General features: G+C 54.7%; 24 protein-coding genes and 2 tRNA genes. 9 read left to right on the top strand and 17 right to left on the bottom strand.

What is annotated here, in order from left to right:
* On the top strand, positions 1–260 hold a 260-nt coding region (locus tag NP603_RS11025; protein ID WP_256610932.1), incomplete at its 5' end, for an ArsR family transcriptional regulator.
* Positions 261–474: 214 nt separating this feature from the next.
* Here the strand turns inward: NP603_RS11025 and NP603_RS11020 are convergent.
* The 15 genes from NP603_RS11020 to NP603_RS10950 form a co-directional block, all read right to left on the bottom strand.
* Complete coding sequence (locus NP603_RS11020) at positions 475–1,491, bottom strand: NAD-dependent epimerase (protein WP_256610931.1); 1,017 nt, start codon at positions 1,489–1,491, stop codon at positions 475–477.
* A 3-nt stretch (positions 1,492–1,494) separates the two neighbouring features.
* The gene (gene tviB / locus NP603_RS11015; protein WP_256610930.1) at positions 1,495–2,766 is read right to left on the bottom strand and encodes a Vi polysaccharide biosynthesis UDP-N-acetylglucosamine C-6 dehydrogenase TviB; all 1,272 of its coding nucleotides are present in this window, start codon (positions 2,764–2,766) and stop codon (positions 1,495–1,497) included.
* A gap of 42 nt (positions 2,767–2,808) precedes the next feature.
* Positions 2,809–3,420 (bottom strand): TetR/AcrR family transcriptional regulator, encoded by a 612-nt coding sequence (locus NP603_RS11010; RefSeq protein WP_256610929.1) that lies wholly within the window; start codon positions 3,418–3,420, stop codon positions 2,809–2,811.
* Between the two features lie 67 nt (positions 3,421–3,487).
* The gene (gene pgsA / locus NP603_RS11005; protein WP_256610928.1) at positions 3,488–4,048 is read right to left on the bottom strand and encodes a CDP-diacylglycerol--glycerol-3-phosphate 3-phosphatidyltransferase; all 561 of its coding nucleotides are present in this window, start codon (positions 4,046–4,048) and stop codon (positions 3,488–3,490) included.
* A complete protein-coding gene (uvrC, locus tag NP603_RS11000; protein WP_256610927.1) occupies positions 4,038–5,876 on the bottom strand; it encodes an excinuclease ABC subunit UvrC in 1,839 nt (612 codons plus the stop codon). The genes pgsA and uvrC overlap by 11 nt, the downstream gene beginning before the upstream one ends.
* On the bottom strand, positions 5,866–6,516 hold the full coding sequence (locus NP603_RS10995) for a uracil-DNA glycosylase (RefSeq protein WP_256610926.1): 651 nt from the start codon (positions 6,514–6,516) through the stop codon (positions 5,866–5,868). The genes uvrC and NP603_RS10995 overlap by 11 nt, the downstream gene beginning before the upstream one ends.
* Positions 6,517–6,762: 246 nt before the next feature.
* Positions 6,763–8,841: a polyribonucleotide nucleotidyltransferase gene (pnp, locus tag NP603_RS10990; protein ID WP_256610925.1), complete on the bottom strand. Its 2,079-nt coding sequence runs from the start codon at positions 8,839–8,841 to the stop codon at positions 6,763–6,765.
* 84 nt (positions 8,842–8,925) lie between these two features.
* A complete protein-coding gene (rpsO, locus tag NP603_RS10985; RefSeq protein ID WP_064021993.1) occupies positions 8,926–9,195 on the bottom strand; it encodes a 30S ribosomal protein S15 in 270 nt (89 codons plus the stop codon).
* A 105-nt stretch (positions 9,196–9,300) separates the two neighbouring features.
* A complete protein-coding gene (gene truB / locus NP603_RS10980; RefSeq protein ID WP_256610924.1) occupies positions 9,301–10,218 on the bottom strand; it encodes a tRNA pseudouridine(55) synthase TruB in 918 nt (305 codons plus the stop codon).
* An 8-nt stretch (positions 10,219–10,226) separates the two neighbouring features.
* Complete coding sequence (rbfA, locus tag NP603_RS10975) at positions 10,227–10,613, bottom strand: 30S ribosome-binding factor RbfA (protein ID WP_256610923.1); 387 nt, start codon at positions 10,611–10,613, stop codon at positions 10,227–10,229.
* 3 nt (positions 10,614–10,616) lie between these two features.
* Entirely contained in the window at positions 10,617–13,256 is a 2,640-nt protein-coding gene (infB, locus tag NP603_RS10970; protein WP_256610922.1) for a translation initiation factor IF-2, read from the bottom strand.
* Between the two features lie 14 nt (positions 13,257–13,270).
* Positions 13,271–14,782, bottom strand: coding sequence for a transcription termination factor NusA (nusA, locus tag NP603_RS10965; RefSeq protein ID WP_256610921.1), 1,512 nt, complete (start codon positions 14,780–14,782; stop codon positions 13,271–13,273).
* Entirely contained in the window at positions 14,772–15,257 is a 486-nt protein-coding gene (gene rimP, locus NP603_RS10960) for a ribosome maturation factor RimP (protein WP_256610920.1), read from the bottom strand. Before rimP ends, nusA begins: the two co-directional genes overlap by 11 nt.
* Positions 15,258–15,405: 148 nt before the next feature.
* Positions 15,406–15,481 (bottom strand) — tRNA-Phe (locus tag NP603_RS10955).
* A gap of 21 nt (positions 15,482–15,502) precedes the next feature.
* Positions 15,503–15,578 (bottom strand) — tRNA-Phe (locus NP603_RS10950).
* Between the two features lie 208 nt (positions 15,579–15,786).
* On the opposite strand from NP603_RS10950, the gene NP603_RS10945 reads away from it, so the two are divergent.
* A complete protein-coding gene (locus NP603_RS10945) occupies positions 15,787–16,608 on the top strand; it encodes an HAD-IIA family hydrolase (protein ID WP_256610919.1) in 822 nt (273 codons plus the stop codon).
* A 27-nt stretch (positions 16,609–16,635) separates the two neighbouring features.
* On the top strand, positions 16,636–17,622 hold the full coding sequence (gene dhaK, locus NP603_RS10940) for a dihydroxyacetone kinase subunit DhaK (protein WP_256610918.1): 987 nt from the start codon (positions 16,636–16,638) through the stop codon (positions 17,620–17,622).
* A gap of 18 nt (positions 17,623–17,640) precedes the next feature.
* On the opposite strand, the gene dhaL is transcribed toward dhaK, so the two are convergent.
* Together dhaL and NP603_RS10930 are read right to left on the bottom strand one after the other, a co-directional pair.
* Positions 17,641–18,279 carry a dihydroxyacetone kinase subunit DhaL gene (gene dhaL, locus NP603_RS10935; protein WP_256610917.1) on the bottom strand — a complete coding sequence of 213 codons (639 nt, stop codon included), beginning with the start codon at positions 18,277–18,279 and terminating at the stop codon, positions 17,641–17,643.
* Between the two features lie 174 nt (positions 18,280–18,453).
* On the bottom strand, positions 18,454–18,972 hold the full coding sequence (locus NP603_RS10930) for a hypothetical protein (protein ID WP_256610916.1): 519 nt from the start codon (positions 18,970–18,972) through the stop codon (positions 18,454–18,456).
* A 260-nt stretch (positions 18,973–19,232) separates the two neighbouring features.
* Here NP603_RS10930 and NP603_RS10925 point away from each other — a divergent pair, with 260 nt between their 5' ends.
* From NP603_RS10925 to NP603_RS10900, 6 genes are all read left to right on the top strand, one after another.
* Positions 19,233–20,405 carry an acetylornithine transaminase gene (locus NP603_RS10925; RefSeq protein ID WP_256610915.1) on the top strand — a complete coding sequence of 391 codons (1,173 nt, stop codon included), beginning with the start codon at positions 19,233–19,235 and terminating at the stop codon, positions 20,403–20,405.
* Positions 20,406–20,411: 6 nt separating this feature from the next.
* Positions 20,412–21,311 carry an ornithine carbamoyltransferase gene (gene argF / locus NP603_RS10920; RefSeq protein WP_256610914.1) on the top strand — a complete coding sequence of 300 codons (900 nt, stop codon included), beginning with the start codon at positions 20,412–20,414 and terminating at the stop codon, positions 21,309–21,311.
* 49 nt (positions 21,312–21,360) lie between these two features.
* A complete protein-coding gene (locus tag NP603_RS10915) occupies positions 21,361–21,999 on the top strand; it encodes a TIGR04211 family SH3 domain-containing protein (RefSeq protein WP_256610913.1) in 639 nt (212 codons plus the stop codon).
* A gap of 97 nt (positions 22,000–22,096) precedes the next feature.
* On the top strand, positions 22,097–23,947 hold the full coding sequence (gene ilvD / locus NP603_RS10910) for a dihydroxy-acid dehydratase (RefSeq protein ID WP_256610912.1): 1,851 nt from the start codon (positions 22,097–22,099) through the stop codon (positions 23,945–23,947).
* A 127-nt stretch (positions 23,948–24,074) separates the two neighbouring features.
* Positions 24,075–24,566: a rod shape-determining protein gene (locus tag NP603_RS10905; protein ID WP_256610911.1), complete on the top strand. Its 492-nt coding sequence runs from the start codon at positions 24,075–24,077 to the stop codon at positions 24,564–24,566.
* Positions 24,567–24,596: 30 nt separating this feature from the next.
* Positions 24,597–25,424, top strand: a complete 828-nt coding sequence (locus NP603_RS10900) for an AlbA family DNA-binding domain-containing protein (RefSeq protein WP_256610910.1) — start codon at positions 24,597–24,599, stop codon at positions 25,422–25,424.
* Positions 25,425–25,530: the final 106 nt, after the last annotated feature.

Genomic DNA, 25,530 nt, shown 5'->3' with positions numbered 1-25,530 from the left:
TTTCCACCCCAGGTTGTTCAATGCCCGGCTTTTTGCCGGAGAATCCTGGAGTGATAGACGTGGAAGAAGTAGCCGAAATTCGGCGGTTGCATTTTGTGGAGAAAGCGACCGTCAGTGAGTTGGCCAAACGATTCAAATTATCCCGCCCCACCATCCGTAAACATCTCCATACACTGGATGAATCGGAGAGTCGCTATTTTTGCCGAAAGATTTTTTCGGGCATCCTGCTAGAAAAAATCGGCAAAAATAGCGACCGCTGATGCCTTCGGCGACCCCGATTCGTCCGCGTCACCTCGTCCCGACCCAACAAGGGGTCGGAACTTAGGCTCTCGCATGACTTGACGCCGTTTCGCGAGGCCTTGCAGGTTTTCTCCGCTTCGCTGCGAAAACCCGCCCGGCGCTACGGCTATCGGGGACTAAAAATCTTCACTTCGCTACCGCTCCGTTTCCAAGATTTTCAGCGTCAGCGAGCGCCTATCGCCAATCTACTTGATAATAAGCTAGATACCATTCAACAAAACGTCTAATCCCTTGTTCTATACTGGTACTCGGTTTGTAGCCGACGTCGTTGACCAACGCTTCGACATCGGCATAGGTGTCCGGAACGTCACCCGGTTGTAACGGCAATAACTCTTTTTCCGCCGTTTTGCCTAAATAACGCTCCAAAGTCTCGATATATGTCATCAATTCGACCGGATTCTGGTTACCGATATTGTAAACACGCCAAGGCGCCTTGCTGGTACCGGGGTCCGGACTCAAGCCGTTCCAGTCAGGGTTGGCCTGCGCATTGTGGTCCAACGTACAAATCACGCCTTCGACAATATCATCTATATAGGTAAAATCGCGCCGATGCTTCCCGTAGTTGAATACCTTAATTTTTTCGCCTGCCAAAATGGCCTTCGTGAACAAAAACAAAGCCATGTCCGGGCGTCCCCAAGGCCCGTAAACCGTGAAAAAACGTAAACCTGTAGTCGGAAGTCGATAGAGATTGCTGTAAGTGTGCGCCATCAATTCATTGGCTTTTTTCGACGCAGCGTACAAACTTAATGGATGGTCCACATTATCGTGCACGGAAAATGGCATTGATTCATTGGCGCCGTAAACCGAACTGCTGGAGGCGTAAACTAGATGCTCGACATTGTAGTGTCGGCATCCTTCCAAAATATTGATAAAGCCGACGATGTTACTATCAATATAGGCGTGTGGATTTTCCAGCGAATATCGCACGCCCGCTTGCGCCGCTAAATTGACCACTTTTTGCGGATGGTACTGCTTGAAAACAGCTTCGATACCTGCCCGATCCGCAATATCCAACCTTACGTCGGTAAATCCGGGATAGTCTTTAATTCTAGCCAAACGGCTAAGTTTGAGATTGACGTCGTAATAGTCGTTGAGATTATCGATGCCGATAACTTCGTCGCCGCGCTCAAGCAGTTTAAGCGCCAAATGGCTGCCGATAAACCCAGCAGTGCCGGTCACCATAATTCTCATCACTTACAACCTTGCATCCGTTTGGTCGGCCGGAAACAGATACTTTAAATCATAAACAATGGTTTGCGGCGTACCTAAACTCCTAATCTCGGAAATAGGCATTTGCCGGAATTGATCGTGAGCTACCGCCAGAATAATGGCGTCGTATTTGCCCTTTTCCGGATGATCGACCGGAGATATGCCGTATTCGTGGCGCGCTTCGTCGGCGCTGACCCAGGGATCATAAACGTCGACGTTAACACCGTAGGTATGCAATTCATTTACAATATCGACTACCCGCGTGTTACGGATATCCGGACAATTTTCTTTGAAAGTTAAACCCATAATCAACACATTGGCTTCCTGGACGTGAATACGCTTTTTCAGCATCAACTTGACCAGTTGAGAAACCACATAAACACCCATGCCGTCGTTAATGCGGCGACCGGACAAGATCACTTCCGGGTTATAACCGATCGCCTGAGCTTTATGCGTCAAATAATAAGGGTCCACACCGATACAGTGCCCCCCCACCAAGCCAGGCCTAAACGGCAAAAAATTCCATTTGGTACCGGCGGCCAGCAACACTTCCTCAGTATCAATACCTAATTTGTTGAAGATTAACGCTAACTCGTTGATTAAGGCGATATTCACGTCGCGTTGCGTGTTTTCTATCACTTTGGCGGCTTCGGCAACTTTGATGCTGCTGGCTTTATGGGTACCCGCAGTAATTATACTTTTATAAAGCGCGTCGACCTTTTCTGCAATCTCGGGTGTCGAACCCGAGGTAACCTTCAATATGTTGGTGACCCGATGCAGTTTATCGCCGGGGTTGATCCGCTCGGGGCTATAGCCGACGAAAAAATCCCGGTTAAATTTCAAGTCGGACACTTTCTCTAGGATAGGTACACAAACTTCTTCGGTGGCGCCGGGATAAACCGTAGATTCGTAAATCACGATATCGCCGTGTTTGATAACCTTGCCGAGCAGATCGCTAGCCTTTTCTAGCGGCGTCAAATCCGGCTGTTTATGCTCGTTTATCGGAGTTGGTACCGTAACTATATAAACCGAACAATCGGCTATATCCTGCAAATCGGCGCTGTAGGTCAGTTTTGTGGCGGCGGCCAACTCCTCTTCGCTGACTTCCAGAGTGTGATCACGCCCGGCTCGCAATTCCTGAATACGATTACGATTGATATCGAAACCCACGGTGGGATATTTTCGGCCAAATTCCACCGCCAAAGGTAGTCCGACATAGCCCAAACCAATCATGCCAATCTTAATACTATCCAACATCCACTTAATCCTCCGCTGCCGCGCTGATACTCTTTGAGTAAGTTATTTTTTGGCGATACAACCCCATGCCACCAGCCAGGCTTGAGGCAAGTAGCTATCGGCTGACTTGGGAAGCCCGCCTGTCATCACCATTTGCAAAGTATGGTTGATGATGCCAAAAAAGTAAGTGTAAGCCAGCAACGGATCGATGGCTTTGATTTCACCGTCTTTGACACCGTTCTGAAAAATGCGTTTGATTTTGACAAACGCTGCCGTATCCAATAGTGGCTTCGGCTCAGACAGAAACTCGTCGCTGTTAACAAACAGCAGAAACTGCACCACTTCCGGCGCATCGTCGGTCAAACGGAACAATAAATCGACGATTTCTCGCAATTGCTCTGCCGCCTTACGGTTACGGCGGCGAATATCATCGATTGATATACTCAAACTATCGAGAATATTCTCATGCAAAGTCTGCGCAATGGCTTGTTTGGTTTTGAAGAACTGGTTAATACCACTGTTGGTTTTAATACCTAGCGCATTCTTAATATCGGTCAATGAAGTATTGAAATAGCCTTTTTCGGCGAACAGTTTCAGCGCCGCCTGCAATACCTCATCCTGACTAACCGTTTTTTTCTGCGTGTTCTCTGATGTTAATTCTAAATCTTGTTCCATGCTCTTATATACAGCTTTACCTGCTGCTTACTCTCTGTTATTGCAGTAATAATACCGCTTTATTATTTTATTCGCTGATGGTGGAAAAAGCCGCTACCAAGTAATTGACCATCGACCACAACGTCAAAATTGCCGACAAATATAACAGCCAATACCCCATCGAATTGATCGGCAAACCGAATAAATCCTCGCGATACAACAACAGACTGACTGCAGTCATTTGCGCAGTGGTTTTCCATTTTCCCAATAACGATACCTTAACTTTGGCGCGTTGGCCGATCTCCGCCATCCATTCCCGTAGCGAGGCTATGGCAATCTCACGGCCGATGATAACTGCCGCCGGCACAGCTAGAAAAGGATTGCCTTGTTCCTGCACGATCAAAACCAGAACGATCGCCACCATCAACTTATCGGCCACCGGATCCAGAAAAGCGCCAAAAGCCGTTTGCATATTCATTTTTCTGGCCAAATATCCGTCCAACCAATCGGTAACGCCGGCAATCAGAAAGATCAGCGTACTGGCAATATTCGAATATTGCCAGGGCAAATAAAATACGATGGCCAACAACGGGATCAGCGCGATCCTCAGCAAGGTCAAATAAGTCGGAATTGTGAATCTAATGGCCATCTTGGTGGTGAAACGTGTCGTAAATCCGCTGTGCTAATTGCCGGCTTATACCATCTATACTGGCCAAAGCATCCACACCTGCGCTGGATACTCCCTGCAACCCGCCAAACTGCTTCAGCAAAACCTGTCTTCTTTTCGGCCCCAGTCCGGCAATATCCTCCAATACCGATTGCTTATTGATTTTAGCGCGCCGCTGTCTGTGCCCGGTTATAGCAAAACGATGCGCCTCGTCGCGAATCTGTTGAATCAATAGTAAAGCGGAGGCTCCCGGCGTTACATCCAACGGCTGTCCATTACCAACCAGAATGATCTTTTCCATACCGGCTTTGCGATCGGGCCCCTTGGCAACCCCGACTATCATAACATCGTTTATCTCCAATTCGGCCAAAGCCTTTTCCGCCTCCGCGACCTGACCCTTACCGCCGTCGATAAACAAAATATCCGGAGCCCTGTGCTCGCCTTGCTTCAGCCGTTTGAACCGCCTGGAAACCGCCTGGTAAATTGCGGCATAATCGTCGCCCGGCGTTATCCCGTCGATATTGAAACGCCGGTAATCGCTTTTCACCGGCCCTTCTCTGTTAAATACGACGCACGATGCGACGGTCTGTTCGCCTTGGGTGTGGCTGATATCGAAACACTCCAATCTTTCCGGGATCGCATCGCAAGCCAACTCCTGTTGCAAACTGGCGAAGCGGCCGAACAATCCCTGTTTGTCGGCCAGACGGGCAGTCAAAGCGTTCTCAGCATTGGTCATCGCCATTTGCAGCCATTTCAATCGCTCACCGCGTACATTACTCGAGATCGCCACCGCATGCTTGGCCTGCTCGGCCAACACCTCGCCAACCAAAGCCGATTCCGGCAAGGCATGGCTGACGATCAATTCGTGCGGAACCGTCTTGTCCAAATAATATTGGGCAATGAATGCCTGCAATATTTCTTCCGGTTGGTTTTCATCCGCCATTTTCGGAAAAAACTGCCGATTGCCCAAGTGTTGGCCATTGCGAATGTAAAACACTTGCACACACGCCATGCCGGTTTTGGCAGCACAGGCCACGATATCGACGTCGCCGCGCTCGCCCTCCACGCATTGCTTCTCCAACACCGCACGCAGACGGGCGATTTGATCGCGGTACGCGGCCGCCTGCTCGAACTCCAACTCCGCCGCGGCCGCCTCCATCTTGCCGACCAGCCGATCGATCAACAATCCGCCCTTGCCCTCCAGAAACAAAATGGTATTGTCCACATCGGCGGCATACCGTTCCTTGGTCGCCAACCCGACGCACGGTGCGGTACAGCGTTCGATCTGGTACTGCAAGCACGGCCGGGAACGGGCGTTGTAATACGAATCCTCACACTGCCGCACCGGAAATATTTTTTGCAACAGTTTTAGGGTTTCTTTCACCGCGCTGGCGCTCGGGTACGGCCCAAAATATCTACCGCGCCGCTTCTTGGCCCCACGGTGGAAAGTCAATTGCGGAAAGTCGTGAAAGCTGGAAATAAACACATACGGATACGACTTGTCGTCGCGCAAACTAATGTTGTAGCGCGGTTTATGGCGCTTGATCTGCTGGCTTTCCAACAGCAAGGCTTCGCCTTCGGTATGAGTGACAGTGACCTCGATCGCTGCGACTTTAGCCACCATAGCCTGCTGCTTGGGTGAAGCGGCGTTGCTTCTAAAATAACTCGACACCCGGTTTTTCAGGTTCTTGGCCTTGCCGATATAGATAATCTCGCCTTTGTCGTCCAGCATCTTGTAAATACCGGGACGCTGGGTCAGCGTTTTGATGAAGGCCTTGGCGTCGAAACCCGCTGCGTCGCTATTCTCCACGGCTGTCCAGTAAAGATCGAATGGTGAAAAAGACTTCGGCCAGCATCGCCATGTTCAAGCGCTTTGTCTGCACGTTATAGCGACTGCAATGGTAGGAACTCACCAAGGTGTTGCCGTCCGGCAATGCAAAGGTGCGATGATGGCCGAACTTGGCGACAGTGCTTTTCAAACCGTAAGCACGCAACACAGCTTGGTGAGCGATATTGCCCAATGCCAGAATCACGGAATGCTCCGTTAGCGTTGCAATTTCTGCAGCCAAATAACGATTGCAACGCTTGATTTCGTCCCCGGAGGGTTTGTTTTGCGGCGGCAGGCATTTCACGGCATTCGTGATCCGGCAGTTGCTCAATATCAAGCCATCGTCGAGAGCAATCGAATCCGCTTGATTGCTGAAACCAAAGTCGTACAACGCTTGATACAGCAACAGCCCGGCATAATCGCCCGTGAACGGCCGGCCACTGGCGTTAGCCCCATGCATGCCCGGCGCCAGACCGACCACCAGCAATCTGGCGCCGGGATCGCCGAACGGTGCGACCGGCAAGGCGTGGTAATCGGGGTATTTCAGCTTGACGTTATCGAGAAATCCAGCCAAGCGCGGACAATCCCGGCAATCCTGATTAAAGTAATTCGAATGCAACATGACAACAGCCAAATAAAATCCGGCCAATTTTACCCGACCCGACGAAATCTTGCCGACCCGGCAGCGAAACGCTAGCAATGCTCTGCCCGATACCGATCAGAAAATCGGCTATACGTGAGGACAACCGAATTTCCATGACCCACCGGTCACAGCTCAATACCGCTGGGGCAAATCCAAAAACGATAGCGCAGCAACAAAAAAGGGCCTTACGGCCCTTTTCCAATCGATGCAGTAACGGCAATAAAATCAGTCGCTATCGACTTCCTTCATGCTCAAGCGCACCCTGCCTTGGCGATCGATTTCCAGCACTTTGACCTTGACTACGTCGCCCTCGGACAACTTGTCGCTGACCTTTTCGACGCGCTCGTCGGAAATTTGCGAAATGTGTACCAAACCGTCTTTGCCGGGCAGGATAGTCACGAACGCGCCGAAATCCATCAAGCGTACGACCTTGCCTTCGTAGGTTTTACCCACTTCGACTTCGGCGGTAATTTCTTCGATCATGCGCTTGGCTTCTTCGCCGGCGGCTTTATCGACCGAGGCGATGTTGACGGTACCGTCGTCGGTCAAATCGACGCTGGCTCCGGTTTGTTCGGTGATGGCACGAATCGTCACGCCGCCTTTGCCGATGACTTCGCGGATTTTCGCCGGATCGATCTTGAAGCTGATGATACGCGGCGCAAAGTCGGACATTTGGGTACGCGAACTGGACAAGGCTTTGTTCATCTCACCCAAAATATGCAATCGGCCCTGCTTCGCTTGATCCAATGCAACTTTCATGATCTCCGGCGTGATGCCGTCGATCTTGATGTCCATTTGCAGCGCAGTGACGCCGTTTTCGGAACCGGCCACTTTGAAATCCATATCGCCCAAGTGATCCTCGTCGCCCAGAATGTCCGACAACACGGCAAACTGGTCGCCTTCCTTAATCAAGCCCATCGCGATACCAGCCACCGGCGCCTTGATAGGGACGCCGGCATCCATCAACGCCAAACTGCTGCCGCAGACCGAAGCCATGGAACTGGAGCCGTTCGATTCGGTGATTTCGGATACGACGCGCAGAACGTAAGGGAATTCGCCCATGTTCGGCAACACCGCTTGTACGCCGCGCTTGGCCAGACGGCCATGGCCGATTTCGCGGCGTTTCGGCGAGCCGGTACGGCCGGTTTCGCCGACGCTGAACGGCGGAAAATTGTAGTGAAACAGGAAAGTATCCTTGTATTCGCCAGCCAGCGCATCAATGATCTGGGCGTCGCGCTCGGTCCCTAACGTGGCGACGACCAGGGCCTGGGTTTCACCACGAGTAAACAAGGCGGAACCGTGAGTTCTCGGCAATACGCCGGTCCGGATTGTGATTGGCCTTACGGTAGTCAAATCGCGACCGTCGATACGTTTGCGGTCGTTCAGAATAGCACCGCGGACGATGTTGTACTCCAGCGTTTCGATCACATCGCGGATGTCTTTTTCATCGTAAAGGCCATCGGCAGTCAATTTTTCGACGACGGCATTGCGGATTGCGCTGAGCGCATCCTGCCGAGCCAATTTCTCGGGAATTTGGTACGCGGCTTTGATTTGCGCTTCGGCTTCGGCGGCAACGGCGACTTTCAGGGCTTCGTTGTCGGCCGGCGGCATCCAAGCCATTGCCGGTGTAGCGGCTTCGGCGGCGAATTCGTTGATCGCATTGATCGCAACCTGCATTTGCTCGTGGCCGAACAACACCGCACCCAGCATCACCTCTTCAGGCAACAGATCGGCTTCGGACTCGACCATCAGTACGGCTTTTTGCGTGCCGGCTACCATCAACCGCAAGCGAGATTCCTTCAGTTGCGGCAAGGTAGGATTCAGCACGTATTGACCGTCGATGTAACCGATCGTTGCAGCGCCCAACGGGCCGTTGAACGGCAAACCGGATACGGCCAGAGCAGCGGAAGCACCCAAAATGGCGGGGGCTTCGGTGTCTACCTCAGGGTTCAGTGACAGGACGGTAGCGATGATCTGTACTTCGTTGGTGAAACCTTCCGGAAACAACGGGCGAATCGGGCGATCGATCAGACGCGAGATCAGTGTTTCGTTCTCGCTCGGACGGCCTTCACGCTTGAAAAAACCGCCGGGAATTTTACCGGCTGCAAAGGCTTTTTCTTGATAATCGACAGTCAACGGAAAAAAATCGCCGCCGCTGCTTTCTTTCTTGCCGACCACGGTCACCAACAACGTGGTGCCCTCGACGTCGATGATGACCGCGCCATTGGCTTGGCGGGCAATCTCGCCGGTTTCTAACGTGACGAGACGATCGCCGTACTGAAATTGTTTCCTGATAGGATTCACTATAAGGTTCCTTTGTTTAAAGGTTATGCTAAAAATGTTGCCCTAAAGCAGAAACGGCGCCCCATGCGCCGTTTCCAGATATTGCTACTTACGAATACCCAAGCGTTCGATCAAGGAACGGTAACGCGCCACATCGGTGTTTTTCAAATAATCCAGCAACTTGCGGCGTTGGTTAACCATGCGCAGCAGACCGCGACGCGAGTGGTTGTCTTTCTTGTGGGTAGCGAAATGCGGAGTTAGTTGGTTAATGTTGGCGGTCAACAACGCAACCTGTACTTCGGTAGAGCCGGTATCGGATTCCGACAAACGGTATTCTTCAACGACGGCTTTTTTTTGTTCTGCAGTTAATGACATTCTTAATCCCTATCGATTAATTTTGATTTTAAAAAACCATCTGACGATGGCGAGAGGGCAACGTCTCCGCAATAGGGTGCAGCGACGGTGCATTTTCCCGGATAATCAAGTAGTTTGGTTATCCAGATGAAACAATTTTTTCGGCGCTAGTTTACCATCCATTGAAATTTCACCCAACCCCAAAAAGCATTCCGGGGAATAGATTCTGACCCGCTCGGCAGCGGCTTCTGCCACTCGGATGCGCTGCCCTTGGCGGACCCGCTCCGCTTGTTCGGCATTTAATGAGATTTCCGGCATATCGAGCAGAGGTTGGTCCAATCCAATCAAAACCAGTAGCAACTGCTCAGGACTCATCGCCTGCAACGCTTCCAGCGTGTGAGCTTGACCGATACGAAACATGCCGGCGGCAGTCCGGCGCAGCATCGTGACACTGGCGCAAGTACCCAAGCGAGTACCGATATCTTCGGCCAAAGTGCGGATGTAGGTGCCCTTCGAGCACGATACGTCGAGCGTTAACCGCCCGTGGTCCGCATCGACCTCGACCAATTCCAAGCCGTATATTTTGATACGTCTAGCTTGCCTTTCGACGGTTTTACCCGCCCTGGCCAATTCGTACAATTTTTGACCTTGATGCTTGAGCGCGGAATACATCGGCGGCACTTGTTCGATCTCGCCGACGAAACCCGCCAGACAGTCCTGCAATTGCACGCTATCCAATGCTGGCACCGGCATTTCGGCAATGACTTTACCCTCGCTATCGCCGGTGTCGGTCATCACACCCAATTGCATGGTAACCGAGTAGCGCTTGTCGTCGTCGAGCATTAGAGCCGATACTTTGGTGGCTTCGCCGAAACAAAGCGGCAACAACCCTGTCGCTAGCGGGTCCAAAGCGCCGGTATGCCCGGCTTTATTGGCATTGAACAAGCGCTTGACTTCCTGTAATGCTTGGTTAGAGGACACACCCAAGCGTTTATCGAGCAGCACGATGCCATGGACATCGCGCCCGGTCTTGCGTTTTGCCATTAAACGTCCTATTCCGTAGTATCGTCGCTAGCCGCAGCGGTCTTACCGCCTTCCAAATCGTGCAACAAGGCTGCGACGCGCATACCGGTATCGAAGGAATTGTCGTAATAAAAGTGCAATTCCGAGATATGCCGTAAGCGCATGCGCTTGGCCAACTCGTGGCGAATGAACGGCGATATCTCGTTCAACACTTTGACATTGGCCGCCTTGCCGGCATCGTCGGCATTCAGTACTGTGACGAAAATTTTCGCCACAGCTAAATCCCTGGACAATTCGACATCGTTGATCGTCACGAAACCCAACCGACTGTCCTTGACGTCGCGTTGCATGATCGCCGCCAACTCCTTCTGCATTTCCGAAGCGACACGCTGACTGCGGCCGTATTCTCTGCCCATAGTTTAGATTTCCCGCTTCACTTCGATACGTTCATAGACCTCGATCTGGTCGCCGGCCTTGACGTCGTTGTAGTTTTTCACGCCGATACCGCACTCCATGCCCATTTTGACTTCGTTGACGTCGTCTTTGAAGCGGCGCAAAGATTCCAATTGGCCTTCGAAAATCACTACATTGTTGCGCAGCACGCGGATCGGCAGATTGCGTTTGACGAAGCCGTCGACGACCATACAGCCGGCGATCGCACCGAACTTCGGCGAGCGGAATACGTCGCGAACCTCGGCCAGACCGACGATTTTTTCCTGAATGTCCGGCGCCAGCATACCGCTGATCGCGCGCTTCACTTCGTCGATCGCTTCGTAAATGATGCTGTAGTAGTGCAGATCGATATCCTTTTCCTCGATCAGTTTGCGCGCTACCGCATCGGCACGAACGTTGAAACCGATCAGAATCGCATTGGACGCTAGCGCCAAGTTGGCGTCGCCCTCGTTGATACCGCCAACGCCGCCATAAATGCACTTAACTTGTACTTCCTCGGTCGACAGGCCGACCAGAGATTCGCGCAAGGCTTCCAAACTGCCCTGTACGTCGGTTTTGATGACGACGTTGAGAGTCGAAGTCTCGCCGGCAGACATCCGGGAAAAGACGTCGTCCAGTTTCGACGCATGCTGTGCAGCATGCCGACTGGAACGTTTGCGTTCTTCGCGGTGTGCCGCCAGTTCCCGCGCGACCCGCTCGTTCTGCACGACCAGGAACTCGTCGCCGGCATCCGGCGTACCGGACAAGCCCAAAATTTCGACCGGCGCACTCGGGCCGGCCGATTTGATGGCGTGCGAATTCTCGTCGAACATCGCCCGGATCCGGCCGTATTCGTGGCCGCACAAGACAAACTCGCCCTTGTTCAGCGTACCTTTCTGAATCAGTACGGTGGCAACCACGCCGCGGCCTTTGTCCAACCGAGACTCGATACAGACACCGGATGCGATACCGTCTTTCGGGGCTTTCAATTCCAGCACCTCGGCCAGAACGATCAAGGCTTCGATCAAATCGTCGATACCGGCGCCGGTTTTCGCCGAAACCTTCAGGAACTGCACGTCGCCGCCCCATTCTTCCGGCACCACGTTCAGCGTGGCCAATTCCTGCATGACCCGGTCCGGATTGGCTTCCGGTTTGTCGATTTTATTCAGCGCGACAATGATCGGTACATTGGCGGCGCGAGCATGGTCGATCGCCTCTTTGGTTTGCGGCATCACACCGTCGTCGGCGGCGACCACGACAATAACGATGTCGGTGACTTCCGCGCCGCGCGCCCGCATAGCGGTAAATGCCGCGTGGCCCGGGGTATCCAGAAACGTCACGGAACCGTGATCGGTTTTGACCTGGTATGCACCGATGTGCTGGGTGATACCGCCCGCCTCGCCCGCAGCGACGCGAGTTTTGCGGATGTAATCCAGCAAGGAGGTTTTACCATGGTCAACGTGGCCCATAATGGTAACGATAGGCGCTCTCGGCGAAAGCTTGACTTCGCCGGCATCGCCAATTACCTCGGCCAACATCTCTTGCTCGAAATCATCCTCGCTCTGCATGATGGCTTTGTGACCCATCTCTTCCACCAAAATCACGGCGGTTTCCTGATCGATGGTCTGATTGATGGTGGTCATGATGCCCAGCTTCATCAGGTGCTTGATCACTTCCGCAGCCTTGATGTTCATTTTCTGCGCCAGATCCGATACCACGATGGTTTCCGGAATCGTCACTTCGTAAACAGTCGGAGCCATCGGCTTTTCGAACTTATGCCGCGACTGCTGCAAATCAATCTCAAATTCGGGTTTTTCCCGACGAGGAGCAGATTTTGCTTTCTTAGCCTTGCCGCGCCGCGCATCGCCGCCGCCGCGATCGACTTCGACATCGGGAGTAGGACCGCGCGAAGGCTTGAATTCGGCTTTTTTCTTGTGCAGCGTTTGCTGTTGCTTGGCTTCAGCTTTCTTTTTGACCTTCTCGGCCGTTCGTTGCACTGCTGCTTCCAGGCGCTGTTTCTTTTCTTCCTCCAAACGCTGCTCTTCGGTCATTTCCACCGGTTTGGCGGGGGCCTGCGCCTCAACTGCCGGCGTTTCGGGCTTCACTTCCGGCGCCGGACTCTGCTGGACTGGAGCCGGCTCCGGCGCGGCAGCAACATTGCTCGCGGCAACGGCAGCCGCTTCTTCCTGGGCTTTCAGTTCGATTTGCTGCTTACGCTTTTCCTCATCCAACAACTGCTGTTTGCGCTGCTCTTCCAAGGCCTGCTTCGCCAGCTCCGCTTGCCTTTGCTCCTCGTTGCCTAGCAAATCACTACGTTTGATGTACGTTTTTTGTTTGCGGACTTCGACGCTAACCGTCTTGACGGCCGCACCGGGCGGAGTCGATTGTTTCAATTCGGTCTTGGTACTACGCTTCAAAGTGATCCGCTTCGGCGTAGCCGCCTCCTGATCGGCATCGGTTTTGCCGTGGCGCTTGCGCAAATGGGCAAGCAGCTTGATTTTCTCGTCGTCGTCGATGACGTCGTCCGGCGCGCTGGCGCTAAGGCCGGCTTCTTTCAGCTGTTCCAAAAAACGTTCCAGAGGGATGCCTACTACTTCCGCTAATTCCTGTACTGTTTTATCGCTCATAATTTCCTCCGGCCTCAGCCCTTATCCTCTGCGAACCAAGACTCGCGGGCTTTCATGATTAGTTTACCAGCACGCTCTTCGGTCATTCCGGCAAATTCGATAATATCATCGATGGCCTGCTCCGCCAGATCGTCCAAAGTCAGGATACCTTTGGCTGCCATCTCTCTGGCCAACTCCTCGCTCATCCCTTCCATGGCCAGCAACTCCGGACTCGGCTCCGCGGTTTCGATTTTTTCTTCCGAAGCGATCGCGCTGATCAGTAGCGCATCTTTGGCGCGACTGCGCAGAGCTTCGACCAATTCTTCGTCGAAACCCTCGATTTCCAGCATTTCGTCGACCGGGATGTAAGCGATTTCCTCGATGTTATTCAATCCCACATCGACCAGAATGCCGGCAATTTCTTCATCCACATCCAGCAAATCCATGAATTGCTGCTTGGCCTTTGCCGCCGCCTCGTCGTGATTCTTACCGACCTGAGCCGCATCCAGGATATTCAATTCCCAGCCGGTCAATTCGGTCGCCAATCGCACATTCTGGCCACCCCGGCCGATCGCTTGCGACAGACTGTCGGTAGCCACCGCCACATCCATACTGTGCTTATCTTCGTCGACCACGATCGATTGGATTTCCGCCGGTGACATGGCGTTGATCACGAACTGCGCGTCGTTGGCGTTCCACAAAATGATGTCCACCCGCTCGCCGGCCAATTCGTTGGAAATGGCCTGCACCCGGGAACCGCGCATGCCGACGCAGGCGCCGACCGGATCCAGGCGCGGGTCGTTGGCTCTAACCGCGATTTTCGCCCGCGACCCAGGATCTCGTGCCGCGGCCAGGATGTCGATCAAACCCTCGCCCACTTCGGGCACTTCCAGGCGAAACAGGGCAATCAGCAGCTCCGGCGCGGTACGGCTGACGAAAAGTTGCGGACCGCGAGGTTCGGAACGGACCGCTTTCAAATAGCCGCGCACCCGGTCGCCCATGCGCACCGGCTCCTTCGGAATCATGTCCTCCCGGGCGATATAAGCCTCGACGTGCCCACCCAGATCCAGATACACGCTGCCTTTTTCCAGCCGTTTGACGACACCGGTCACCAGTTCGCCGACTCGATCCTGGTACGCCTCGACGATTTTTTTGCGTTCCGCTTCGCGCACTTTCTGGATAATCACCTGCTTGGCGGTTTGCGCGGCAATCCGGCAAAAGGCGACGGATTCGATCTCTTCTTCGACGTAATCGCCGACCTGCACCTCGGGGTTATCCAACTGTGCGGCTTCCAACAGAATTTGCCAGCCGGGATGTTCGACATCGCCGTTGATTTCCGGATTGGCGTCGACAACCTGCCAGCGGCGGTAGGTCAGGTAGTCCCCGGTCTGGCGGTTGACCGCGACCCGAACTTTGACCGGATTTTCGTAACGTTTGACGGTGGCCGCTTCCAGTGCCGATTCGATCGCCTGAAAGATGATTTCCTTATCGATTTCTTTTTCGTTGGCAAAAACATCCGCCACCAATAGAATTTCTTTATTCGCCACTGCGGCCTCCTCTATTAAAATCGTAATCCGGCGCCAAACGCGCCTTGCTCATTGCCTGAAACGGCACGCTGAATAATTTTTCGCCTTCTTGAATCACTACAGCGTCGCCGTCGACGCTTTTGATCTCGCCACTAAGCTTGCGACGCTTGTCGATGGGCTTGAATAAACTTATATTGACTTTGCTGCCGATAAAACGCTGAAACTGGCTCAGTTTGAAAAACGGCCGATCGGCACCGGGCGAAGACACTTCCAACTGGTACTCGCCGGGAATCGGATCTTCGACGTCGAGCATGCCGCTCAACTGGTGGCTGACTTTGGTACAGTCGTCCAACAAAATGCCCTCTTCGTTGTCGATATAAACGCGCAGCATGCCATGGGATGGATGCGGGTTGTACTCGATACCCACACATTCGTAGCCCAGTCCTTCCACGATGGGCTCGATCAATTCCACCAAGTGTTCCGGAGCCTGTTTCATTGCCGTCTCGCCTTTTCAAACCCAAAAAAAAAGAGCCTCAGGCTCTTCCATAAACATCAAACACTGCCATGGGATTCCGTTTTCGAAAGCCCACAAAACAAAAAACCCCATAAAGGGGCTTTCGGTTTTTACAAACCACGCTAAGGAATGGTGCCCAAGGACAGAATCGAACTGTCGACACGAGGATTTTCAGTCCTCTGCTCTACCGACTGAGCTACCTGGGCTACGGCCTTTCCAAAAACTTGTGGTGCCCAAGGACAGAATCGAACTGTCGACACGAGGATTTTCAGTCCTCTGCTCTACCGACTGAGCTACCTGGGCGGCGTTAAGAGCCGTTCATTAAACTAGGTTATCGACCCTTAGTCAAGCAAAAAACACGCACACCGCCACGAGCTAGACAGCGAACGGCATTTTGTGCAATTCTTCGCGGCCTGTTAACCGGCAGTTCCGAGGCCTGGTTCCGCTCCTTTTCAATCTATTTTTGAGCGGACATTTTCAAGTTCGCCAACATCGACCATCAGATCCCATTATGCAAGAGTTCACCGACGTCCGCGGCTTAATCATCGACATGGACGGCGTGTTATGGCACGGCGACCGCCCGCAGATCGGGATCGTCGAATTTTTCCAGACCCTCAGGGACAAGAACTTGCCGTTCGTACTGGCCACCAACAACGCCAGCATGACCGCCGCACAATACGTTGCCAAACTGGCCGGCATGGGCGTAGATGTTGATTTCCAAGAAATCCTGACCTCCGGTATGGCCACCGCTCTGTATTTGGCGCAACGTTACCAACCGCAGGCGACCCGCGTATTCGTGATCGGCGGCATCGGCGCCCGCCAGCCGCTACTAGACCTGGGTTTTACGTTGACCGGGCTATATGAAACCGAACCGGAAACGCGTGCTCAATTGGTGGTTTGCGGCATGGACCGCGAGCTGAGCTGGGACAAACTCGCCACCGCGACGTTGAACCTACGTGCCGGCGCCCACTTCATCGGCACCAACGGCGACATGTCGCTACCCACCGAACGCGGCGAAACCCACGGCAACGGCGCGATCCTGGCTGCATTGACCGCCACGACCGGCATCAAACCGATGATCATCGGCAAACCCGAACCGATCATCTATCGCCAGGCGCTTGGCTTGCTGAACACGCCCCCCGAACAGACCATCGCCATCGGCGACCGCCTGGACACCGATATTCTCGGCGCAGTGCGTACCGGCATCCGCAGCCTGATGGTGCTGAGTGGCGTTTCCAGCCAGACCGATGTAGACGCCGCCGACTTCGGCCCGACCTGGATCGTGCCGGACATTCGCGACATCACTCGAATGTTACTCGACTTGCCGGCCTGACCCTTTTTCAACTCGCGGAGACACTTCATGAAAAAATTCATCGACGATCCCAACAGTTTGCTGGATACCAGCCTGCAAGGGTTTGCAAAGGCACACGCCGACATCCTGGAATTGAATCCAGAACCGCGCTTTGTCTACCGCAAGCAACGAAAATCCGGCAAGGTCGCGCTAATCTCCGGCGGGGGCTCCGGACACGAACCGCTGCACAGCGGCTTCGTCGGCTTCGGCATGCTCGATGCGGCCTGCCCGGGCCAAGTGTTCACCTCGCCGACGCCGGACCAGATGATGGCTGCAGCCGAAGCGGTCGACGGCGGAGCCGGCATATTGTTTATCGTCAAAAATTACGCCGGCGACGTGATGAATTTCGAAATGGCCGGCGAAATGCTGGCACTGCCCAACGCCAGCGTGTTGGTCAACGACGATATTTCGCTGCCGAAATCGCATAGCATCGGCCGGCGCGGCGTGGCCGGCACCACGATCGTCGAGAAAATCGTCGGCGCCGCGGCGGAAGCCGGTGCCGACCTCGCCAGTTGCAAAGCCTTGGGCGAACGCGTCAACCAAGCGACCGCATCGCTCGGCGTGGCGCTGACCAGTTGCACGGTTCCGGCGCTGGGCCACCCGACCTTTGCATTGAACGCAGACGAAATGGAATACGGGGTCGGCATCCACGGCGAACGCGGCAGGGAAACCGTCAAACTGGCCGGAGCCAGCGAAATCGTCGCCCAGTTGACCGATCACATTGCCGAGGAACTGCCCATCGCACCCGGCAGCAAAGCCTTGCTGCACGTCAACGGCTTCGGCGGAACGCCGTTAATCGAGCTACATCTAGTTTATGAACTGGCTTGGCAACAGTTAACCCGGCGCGGGCTGAGTATTCAGCGCAGTTTGGTCGGCAACTTTACGACTTCGCTGGACATGGCCGGTTGCTCGCTGACCTTGACTCTGCTGGACGACGAGATGGTGGCTTACTGGGATGCGCCGGTCAATACCGCAGCCCTGCGCTGGGGCTGTTAGTCCGCCTCGCGGCCGACTTTAAGCGGCCGCGGAATCCAGCACGTCGGCGATCGCAGCAATCATCAACTGCGCAGTTTTGGCGCCGGCATCGACGTGGCCTTTACTGCGTTCGCCAAGAAACGACGCCCTGCCCTTGGTTGCGACCATATCCCGCGTCGCTTCAGCCCCCTCCGCCGCGACTTGGCGCAAACGCGCCAAAATCGTTGGCAGCGCGCTGTTCGCCGCCGCCTCTGCCTGCAAAGCCTGAGCGACCGGCACTAGTACATCGAGCATGGTTTTCTCGCCGACATCCGCTTTGCCGCGCTGCTTGACCGCTTCCACCGCTTGCAACAAAGCTTCAGAGAAGCCCTGGACATTCAGGGATTTACCCTGACTGCTCTTCGCCAATCCGATAAGCAAGGTGGCGTACAAAGATCCCGAGGCGCCGCCGACGGCGGACATCACAGTCATGCCGATTTTTTGCCAGGCCTGCGGCCAATCCAACGCCGCAATTTCATCGGCATGTTGCTGTAAAGCCTGCAAACCGCGCTGCAGGTTAAAGACATGGTCGCCGTCGCCTATCGCCTGGTCCAGCTCAGTAACCGCATCGGCGTTGGCGTCGATAACTGCGATCAAGGCCCGGACCAGCTCCGGAAAAATAACGGGGGTAATCGGCATGCCGCCTCCTGAACAGTATCTAAAACCGCCGAGCATAGCCATGCATGAACGACCTGTCCAGCCGGAGGCCTTTGCGCCATCGACTCATAGGTAGCAACGTCACATGTCGTATCCCCATTCCAACCCGCACCTTCGCTCTACCGGCGAACCCGGCAACCCGATCGCACCGCCAACTCAACCGCCTGCCGATTCCGCGCTGTTATCGCCGATGGCCAACAAATCGCCATCCTCAGCCGGAGCGCTGAAGCGGTATTTTTCCTGCAGATAGGCATGTAACCATGCGTCGGTATCGGCGCGTTTTTGCGGTAAGGCCTCGTTCATTTGCTGCAAACGTTGGCGCACAGCGTGGCGCGGCAACAACAACAGTTCGATATCGGCCATCGACACGAATTTTTCCGGCTCCGGATTGCGGCCGTTGAAAATTTTAAACAACTGGTGTTTTTTCAGGCCCAAGTGGGTATTCAATTCGTTCTTGAACTCAATGAACAGCGGCAACAAATCACTGCCGACGCAAGCGTCGTCGTGGAGCTTGTGCAAGCGATTCAGCAAATGATAAACGGCAAAGCGGTACAACTCGGACTCGCGCACCAACAGCCTGGCAGCGGTGGAACGCACCGCAATCCGGTCAGAATTATTTAACCTTATCGAAACGATGTGTTTTTTATCGTCTATCGGATGCTCGTTCTCGTTCAACGCAAATCCTTTGAAAGTTATTAGCCTGCGAACCCTAAGCCGGCCGAAACGGCTGTAAATGGCGGAACTTTACTGCATCAATATTACAAATTTATAACAGCGCGCCGGCATTGCCCGCGGCAAGTTTGCCGCTTAACTACGGAACGTTGAAAAACCGGGGGGACTGAAACTATTGTTTGCTTCGCTAGCGTTTAAAAAATATAATCGCGCGCTTTTTTCAAGCGAACTGCGTTTTTTAAAACACCTCCAGAGCCTTGCAAATGACCAGCCATATCATGCCCACGTACGCCCGCCAGTCGGTCACCTTTTCGCGCGGAGAAGGCGCGTGGTTGTGGGACAACGAAGGCCGACGCTATCTGGACGCAGTGGCCGGTATCGCCGTTTGCAGCCTGGGCCACGCCCATCCTGCAGTGCACGAAGCCGTGTGCCGGCAAAGCAAGACCCTGTTGCACACGTCCAATCTGTACGGTGTGGAATTGCAGACACAATTGGCCGACCGCCTGATCGCACTAAGCGGCATGGACAATGTGTTTTTCGCCAACTCCGGCGCCGAGGCCAACGAAGCCGCGATCAAGATTGCCCGCAAATACGGCCATCAGCGCGGTATCGACAATCCGGTGGTGATAACCATGGAAAAAAGCTTCCACGGCCGCACCATGGGCACCTTGAGCGCGACCGGCAACAGCAAAATCAAACAAGGCTTCGCACCATTATTGCCCGGCTTCAGCCACGTGCCCTACAACGATATTCCGGCGCTGGAAGCCGCCATCGCGGCGGACAGTAACATCGTGGCGATCATGGCGGAACCGGTGCAAGGCGAAGGCGGTGTCAACATCCCGGCCGCCGACTATCTGAACCGGATTCGCGAGCTGTGCGACCGCCATAACTTGCTGATGATATTGGATGAAATCCAGACTGGCGTCGGCCGTACCGGACAGTTCCTGGCCTATCAACACAACGCTATTTTGCCGGATGTCTGCACCATGGCCAAAGCCTTGGGTAATGGCGTGCCGATTGGCGCCTGCCTGGCACGCGGCCAAGCTGCCGAAGTGCTGACAGCCGGCAACCACGGTTCCACCTTCGGCGGCAACCCGTTGGCGTGTAGCGCTGCCCTGGCAGTACTGGAAACCTTGACCGGCTCCGGCTTGATCGGACAAGCGGCCGAGAAAGGCGAAAAAATCCACACCGCGTTAAAGCAGGCCCTGGCCGGCAATCCGCACATTGTTTCGATCCGCAACAAAGGCTTGATGATCGGCATCGAACTGGATCGGGCGTGCGGCGAACTGGTCGGCATCGCCTTGGCACATGGCTTGTTGATCAACGTCACCGCCGAAAACACCATCCGTTTATTGCCGCCGTTGATCATCGACGACGCCCAAATCGCGACGCTGACCGAAACCTTGGCGGCGCTCATTCAGGACTTTAGCAGGTAAATTGCCATGCAACCCAGACACTTCACCAGCCTGTTGGATTTAACCAGCGCCGAGCTACATGCCTTGATCCTTCGCGCCATGGAGCTGAAACGCCACCGCGATCCCGATTATCAACCGCTAAAAGGCAAAGTGCTGGCGATGATTTTCGAAAAATCTTCGACCCGGACCCGAATCTCGTTCGAAGCCGGCATGGCCCAGTTCGGCGGCACGGCGCTGTTTTTGTCGCCGCGCGACACCCAACTCGGCCGCGGCGAACCGCTGGAAGACAGCGCTAAAGTGATTTCCAGCATGGTGGACTGCATCATGCTGCGCACTCACAAACACGAGACCGTCACCACCTTCGCCAAACATTCGCGGGTTCCGGTGATCAACGGCCTGACCGATTTGAAACACCCCTGCCAATTGCTGGCGGATATGCAGACCTATTTCGAGTTTCGCGGCGACATCGCGGGCAAGACCGTGGCGTGGATCGGCGACGGCAACAATATGTGTCACTCTTACATCAACGCCGCGCGCCAGTTCGGCTTCAAACTGAATATCGCCTGCCCGGTCGATTACAGACCGCTGCAAAGCATCGTCGATCCGGCCGGCGACCGCATCGCGTTCTTCAATACGCCGGAACAGGCCGCGCATCAGGCTGATCTGGTGGTAACCGACGTTTGGGCCAGCATGGGCCAGGAAGAGGAGCAAAAGAAACGCGAATTCGTGTTCAAAGACTTCCAGGTCAACGCCGCCACCATGGCAGCCGCCAAGCCCGATGCGCTGTTCATGCACTGTCTGCCGGCACACCGCGGCGAAGAGGTCACCGCCGACGTGATCGACGGCCCGCAAAGCGTGGTTTTTCCGGAAGCGGAGAACCGTCTGCACGCTCAGAAAGCGTTACTGGAATTTCTCATCTGCCGATAATTTCGCTAGAATCGCCGCTTTATTCAAAAGCCGACCGAAGAGTGATACCGTGAAAAAGCCCTTTATCTGCCTATTTGCCAGTCTGTTTTTCACCAATATCGCACTAGCCAAAACGGCTTACATCACGGATAAAGTCGAAGTCCCGCTGCGTAGCGGCGAAAGCGAACGCACCAAAATCGTCAAGATGCTGGAAAACGGCGCGCCGGTTATGGTATTGGGCGACAACACCGAAAACGGTTACACCTATATTCAGACCGGTAGCGGCGCGGAAGGCTTTATTCTGACCCGTTATTTGACCGGCGAACCTAGCGCCCGCAACCAACTCGAAGCCGCGAACAAAAAACTGGAAGCCTTGTTGGAGGAAAACAAGCAGCTGAAGGCATCTCAGGCGAGCAGTCAGGAAGTCGGTAAGGAACGCGACAAACTCAGCGCGGATCTGGCCGAATTGCAGCAGACCGCCGCGAACGCCATCCAATTGAAGCAGCAACGCGACCAATTGCAGGAACGTGTCATTGCAGTCGAACGCGAACTGCAACAATTGAAGCGGGAAAACCTGGCCTTGACCGACAACACCAACCAGGACTGGTTTCTGTACGGCGGCGGCCTGTCTCTGTTCGGCGTATTGCTCGGCTTCATCCTGCCGAAATTGAGCTGGCGCCGCCGCTCCAGCGGTTGGGATACCTTCTAGTTTTTTATGGATTTAGCCGCTAGATAAATTCGCGGCTGATACACCTTCCCCGGCGGCCGTTTACAATGGCCGCTTTCTGCTTTCAGTAGGAATCACCATGCCTGCATACCGTTCATATACCACTACCCAAGGCCGCAACATGGCAGGTGCACGCGCATTATGGCGCGCCACCGGCATGAAAGAAGGCGACTTCAACAAACCGATCATTGCCGTCGCCAACTCCTTCACCCAGTTCGTGCCGGGCCATGTACATCTGAAAGATCTGGGCCAATTGGTCGCGCGCGAGATCGAACAAGCCGGCGGCGTCGCGAAAGAATTCAACACCATCGCTGTCGACGACGGCATCGCGATGGGCCACGACGGCATGCTGTACAGCCTGCCCAGCCGCGATTTGATTGCCGACAGCGTCGAATACATGGTCAATGCCCACTGCGCCGATGCGCTGGTCTGCATTTCCAACTGCGACAAAATCACGCCGGGCATGCTGATGGCCGCGATGCGCCTGAACATTCCGGTGATTTTCGTCTCCGGCGGGCCGATGGAAGCCGGCAAAGTGCGTTTGGCTGAAGGCGCCGACGTCAAGAAACTGGATTTGATCGACGCGATGGTGATGGCGGCCGACAGCAAAGTCTCCGACAACGATTTAGCGGCGGTCGAACGCTCGGCCTGCCCGACCTGCGGCTCCTGCTCCGGCATGTTCACCGCCAACTCGATGAACTGCCTGACCGAAGCGCTGGGCCTGTCCTTGCCGGGTAACGGCACCGTGGTCGCCACCCATGCCGACCGCGAGCAGTTGTTCAAGCAAGCCGGCCGCCGCATCGTCGAACTCGCCAAGCAATATTACGAACAAAACGACGAATCGGTGCTGCCGCGCGCGGTCGGCTTCAAAGCCTTCGAGAACGCCATCGCGCTGGATATCGCGATGGGCGGTTCGACCAACACCATTTTGCACTTATTGGCCGTTGCCCAAGAAGCCGGCATCGATTTCACGCTGGCCGACATCGACCGCATGTCGCGCGTGGTGCCGCAGTTATGCAAAGTCGCGCCGAATACCAACAAATACCACATCGAAGATGTCCATCGCGCCGGCGGCATCATGGCGATTCTGGCCGAGCTGAACCGGGCCGGCAAATTGCATACCGACGTACCCACCGTGCACGCCAAAACGTTAGGCGAGGCCCTGGCGCAATGGGACGTGATGAACAACCCCAGCGATGCGGTAAAAACCTTTTATATGGCCGGCCCGGGCGGCATTCCGACTCAGGTCGCTTTCAGCCAAAACGCACGTTGGCCCAGCCTGGATCTAGACCGAGCCGAAGGTTGTATTCGCTCGTTCGAGCATGCCTTCAGCCAGGAAGGCGGTCTGGCGGTGCTGCACGGCAACATCGCGCTGGACGGCTGCGTGGTCAAAACCGCCGGCGTGGACGACAGCCTGCTGGTATTCGAAGGCAGCGCCCATGTGGTCGAGTCGCAGGACGAAGCAGTCGAAAACATCCTGGCCGATAAAGTCAAAGCCGGCGACGTGGTCGTCGTCCGCTACGAAGGTCCGCGCGGCGGCCCGGGTATGCAGGAAATGTTGTATCCGACCAGCTATATCAAATCCAAGGGCCTGGGCAAAGCCTGCGCGCTGCTGACCGACGGCCGTTTCTCCGGCGGCACTTCGGGTCTGTCGATCGGCCACTGTTCGCCGGAGGCGGCCGCCGGCGGCGCGATCGGCTTGCTGAAAAACGGCGATCGGATCAGGATCGATATTCCCAACCGCTCGATCAACGTGTTGCTGTCCGACGAGGAGCTGGCGCAACGCCGCGCCGAACAGGACAAGCTGGGCTGGAAACCGGCCAAGCCGCGCCCGCGCAAAGTATCCGTCGCCTTGAAAGCCTATGCTGCCTTTGCTACCTCTGCCGATAAAGGTGCGGTCAGGGATTTGTCGAAGCTCGCAGCAGACTGAGCTTGCCAAACTGGTCGGGTATTGGCGATAGCCGGGTTTGAGACTTTGTGCGATTTCAAGCCCGCGAGCCGCGTTGAGCTGAGTTATTGGATACAGACACCAAATCAAACGACGTTTGGACGATTCAATGCTCAACTATTTTCGCAACACGCTTTACATCGTTATGACGTCCGAGTTAATCGAAATCACCCATGCCGAAACCGGACTTAAACTGGCCGAACCGCCGTTACTGGCAATAGAGACTAAGCGGGGCCGGGATTCAATTGTTGCAGTGGGATCGATGGCAAAGCAGCTAACCGACAAGCCCAATATCCGCATCGAAAACGGCTTCCGCCATCCCCGCACCCTGCTGGCGGATTTCGCCATCGCCGAACGAACCCTGCGTTATTTGATTAAACAAGCCTTGCCGAAGAGCTTTTTCATCGCCAAACCCCTTGTAGTGCTGCATCCGCTGGCAATGCTGGAAGGCGGCTTGACTCAAATCGAAATTCGCGCCTTCGCCGAATTGGCCAGCATGGCCGGCGCATCCCAAGCCTACGTTTGGCAGGGGCCAAGTTTGACGATAGAACAACTACGCAAACGCAGCTTTCCTGAAGAGGGCCGGCTATTGTTTCCCTAACGTATCCCCATTCGAAATCGCCATTCCGACGTGAAACGTTTCTTACTGCTGCTCCTGAACATCTGGAAACAAAAACTGAAAATCTACTTTCTGGCCGCCTGGATCGGTGCCGGGATGGGGATTTTTCTGCTGGCGCCCAGTTACGATTACATCAGTTCGCGCGAACGCAATGCCGACCCGATTTCGTCGATAGAATTCGTCATCGGCCAGTTTACCGAGGTCATGACAGGGCAGATCAACCAGAATAATTTGATCCTGTTCTATGCGGAAATCGGCGCGCTCCTGGGCTTGCTGTCGCTCGGCTTTTACCAGATGCTGCATAAACGCCTGGTCGACTTGGATGCACTGAAAGCCGAGCTGGAAAAAGACCTGCCGACCATCATCCGCCAGGGCGAAGGGCCGTTGCTGGAATTTAAATCCACACTACGCTGGGATTTGCAGGAACAGCGCGTGAATCGAACCCTGGAAGGCGTCGTATTGAAAACGCTGGCCGGTTTTTTCAACAGCCACATCGGCGGCACGTTACTGATCGGAGTCGCCGACAACGGCGAAATCGTCGGCCTGGAACCCGACTTTCAGACTTTGAAAAAGAGCGACCAGGACGGTTTCGAACAAACCCTGATCACCGCGGTCGCCGAGAATTTGGGAGCGGACCTATGCCGTTTCGTGCATATTTTGTTTCACAAGATCGACAACAAAGACGTGTGCCGGGTCATCGTCTCGCCGGCCTTGCGGCCGGTGTTCCTCAGCGTCGGCAACACGCCTAAATTTTTTGTCCGTACCGGCGGTGGTACCCGCGACCTGAACATTCAGGAAGCGCTGGAATATGTTGCCGGCCGTTGGAAATCTCTCAAGTAAAGGGTATTCCGTGCCGCTAGCGGCGGCGTCGGCTGACGGTTAAACTAGCCGATTGCGATTTACCGCTGTTCCCGATGAGAAAACCTTCCATGCCGGCTCCTGCGAG

The organism is Methylomonas aurea, from assembly GCF_024505045.1.
GTDB classification, from domain to species: Bacteria; Pseudomonadota; Gammaproteobacteria; order Methylococcales; family Methylomonadaceae; genus Methylomonas; species Methylomonas aurea.
Note: the sequence above shows the minus strand (reverse complement) of the source record. Positions and strands in the feature narration are given on the sequence as shown.

Coding starts and splice junctions, on each gene's coding strand:
- NP603_RS10905 (WP_256610911.1), top strand. CDS start 24,075: ATGCTCAACTATTTTCGCAACACGCTTTACATCGTTATGACGTCCGAG.
- NP603_RS11020 (WP_256610931.1), bottom strand. CDS start 1,491: ATGAGAATTATGGTGACCGGCACTGCTGGGTTTATCGGCAGCCATTTG.
- dhaL (WP_256610917.1), bottom strand. CDS start 18,279: ATGCCGATTACCCCCGTTATTTTTCCGGAGCTGGTCCGGGCCTTGATC.
- pgsA (WP_256610928.1), bottom strand. CDS start 4,048: ATGGCCATTAGATTCACAATTCCGACTTATTTGACCTTGCTGAGGATC.
- ilvD (WP_256610912.1), top strand. CDS start 22,097: ATGCCTGCATACCGTTCATATACCACTACCCAAGGCCGCAACATGGCA.
- NP603_RS10945 (WP_256610919.1), top strand. CDS start 15,787: ATGCAAGAGTTCACCGACGTCCGCGGCTTAATCATCGACATGGACGGC.
- rpsO (WP_064021993.1), bottom strand. CDS start 9,195: ATGTCATTAACTGCAGAACAAAAAAAAGCCGTCGTTGAAGAATACCGT.
- NP603_RS11010 (WP_256610929.1), bottom strand. CDS start 3,420: ATGGAACAAGATTTAGAATTAACATCAGAGAACACGCAGAAAAAAACG.
- rbfA (WP_256610923.1), bottom strand. CDS start 10,613: ATGGGCAGAGAATACGGCCGCAGTCAGCGTGTCGCTTCGGAAATGCAG.
- NP603_RS10925 (WP_256610915.1), top strand. CDS start 19,233: ATGACCAGCCATATCATGCCCACGTACGCCCGCCAGTCGGTCACCTTT.
- rimP (WP_256610920.1), bottom strand. CDS start 15,257: ATGAAACAGGCTCCGGAACACTTGGTGGAATTGATCGAGCCCATCGTG.
- argF (WP_256610914.1), top strand. CDS start 20,412: ATGCAACCCAGACACTTCACCAGCCTGTTGGATTTAACCAGCGCCGAG.
- tviB (WP_256610930.1), bottom strand. CDS start 2,766: ATGTTGGATAGTATTAAGATTGGCATGATTGGTTTGGGCTATGTCGGA.
- truB (WP_256610924.1), bottom strand. CDS start 10,218: ATGGCAAAACGCAAGACCGGGCGCGATGTCCATGGCATCGTGCTGCTC.
- NP603_RS10995 (WP_256610926.1), bottom strand. CDS start 6,516: ATGTTGCATTCGAATTACTTTAATCAGGATTGCCGGGATTGTCCGCGC.
- infB (WP_256610922.1), bottom strand. CDS start 13,256: ATGAGCGATAAAACAGTACAGGAATTAGCGGAAGTAGTAGGCATCCCT.
- dhaK (WP_256610918.1), top strand. CDS start 16,636: ATGAAAAAATTCATCGACGATCCCAACAGTTTGCTGGATACCAGCCTG.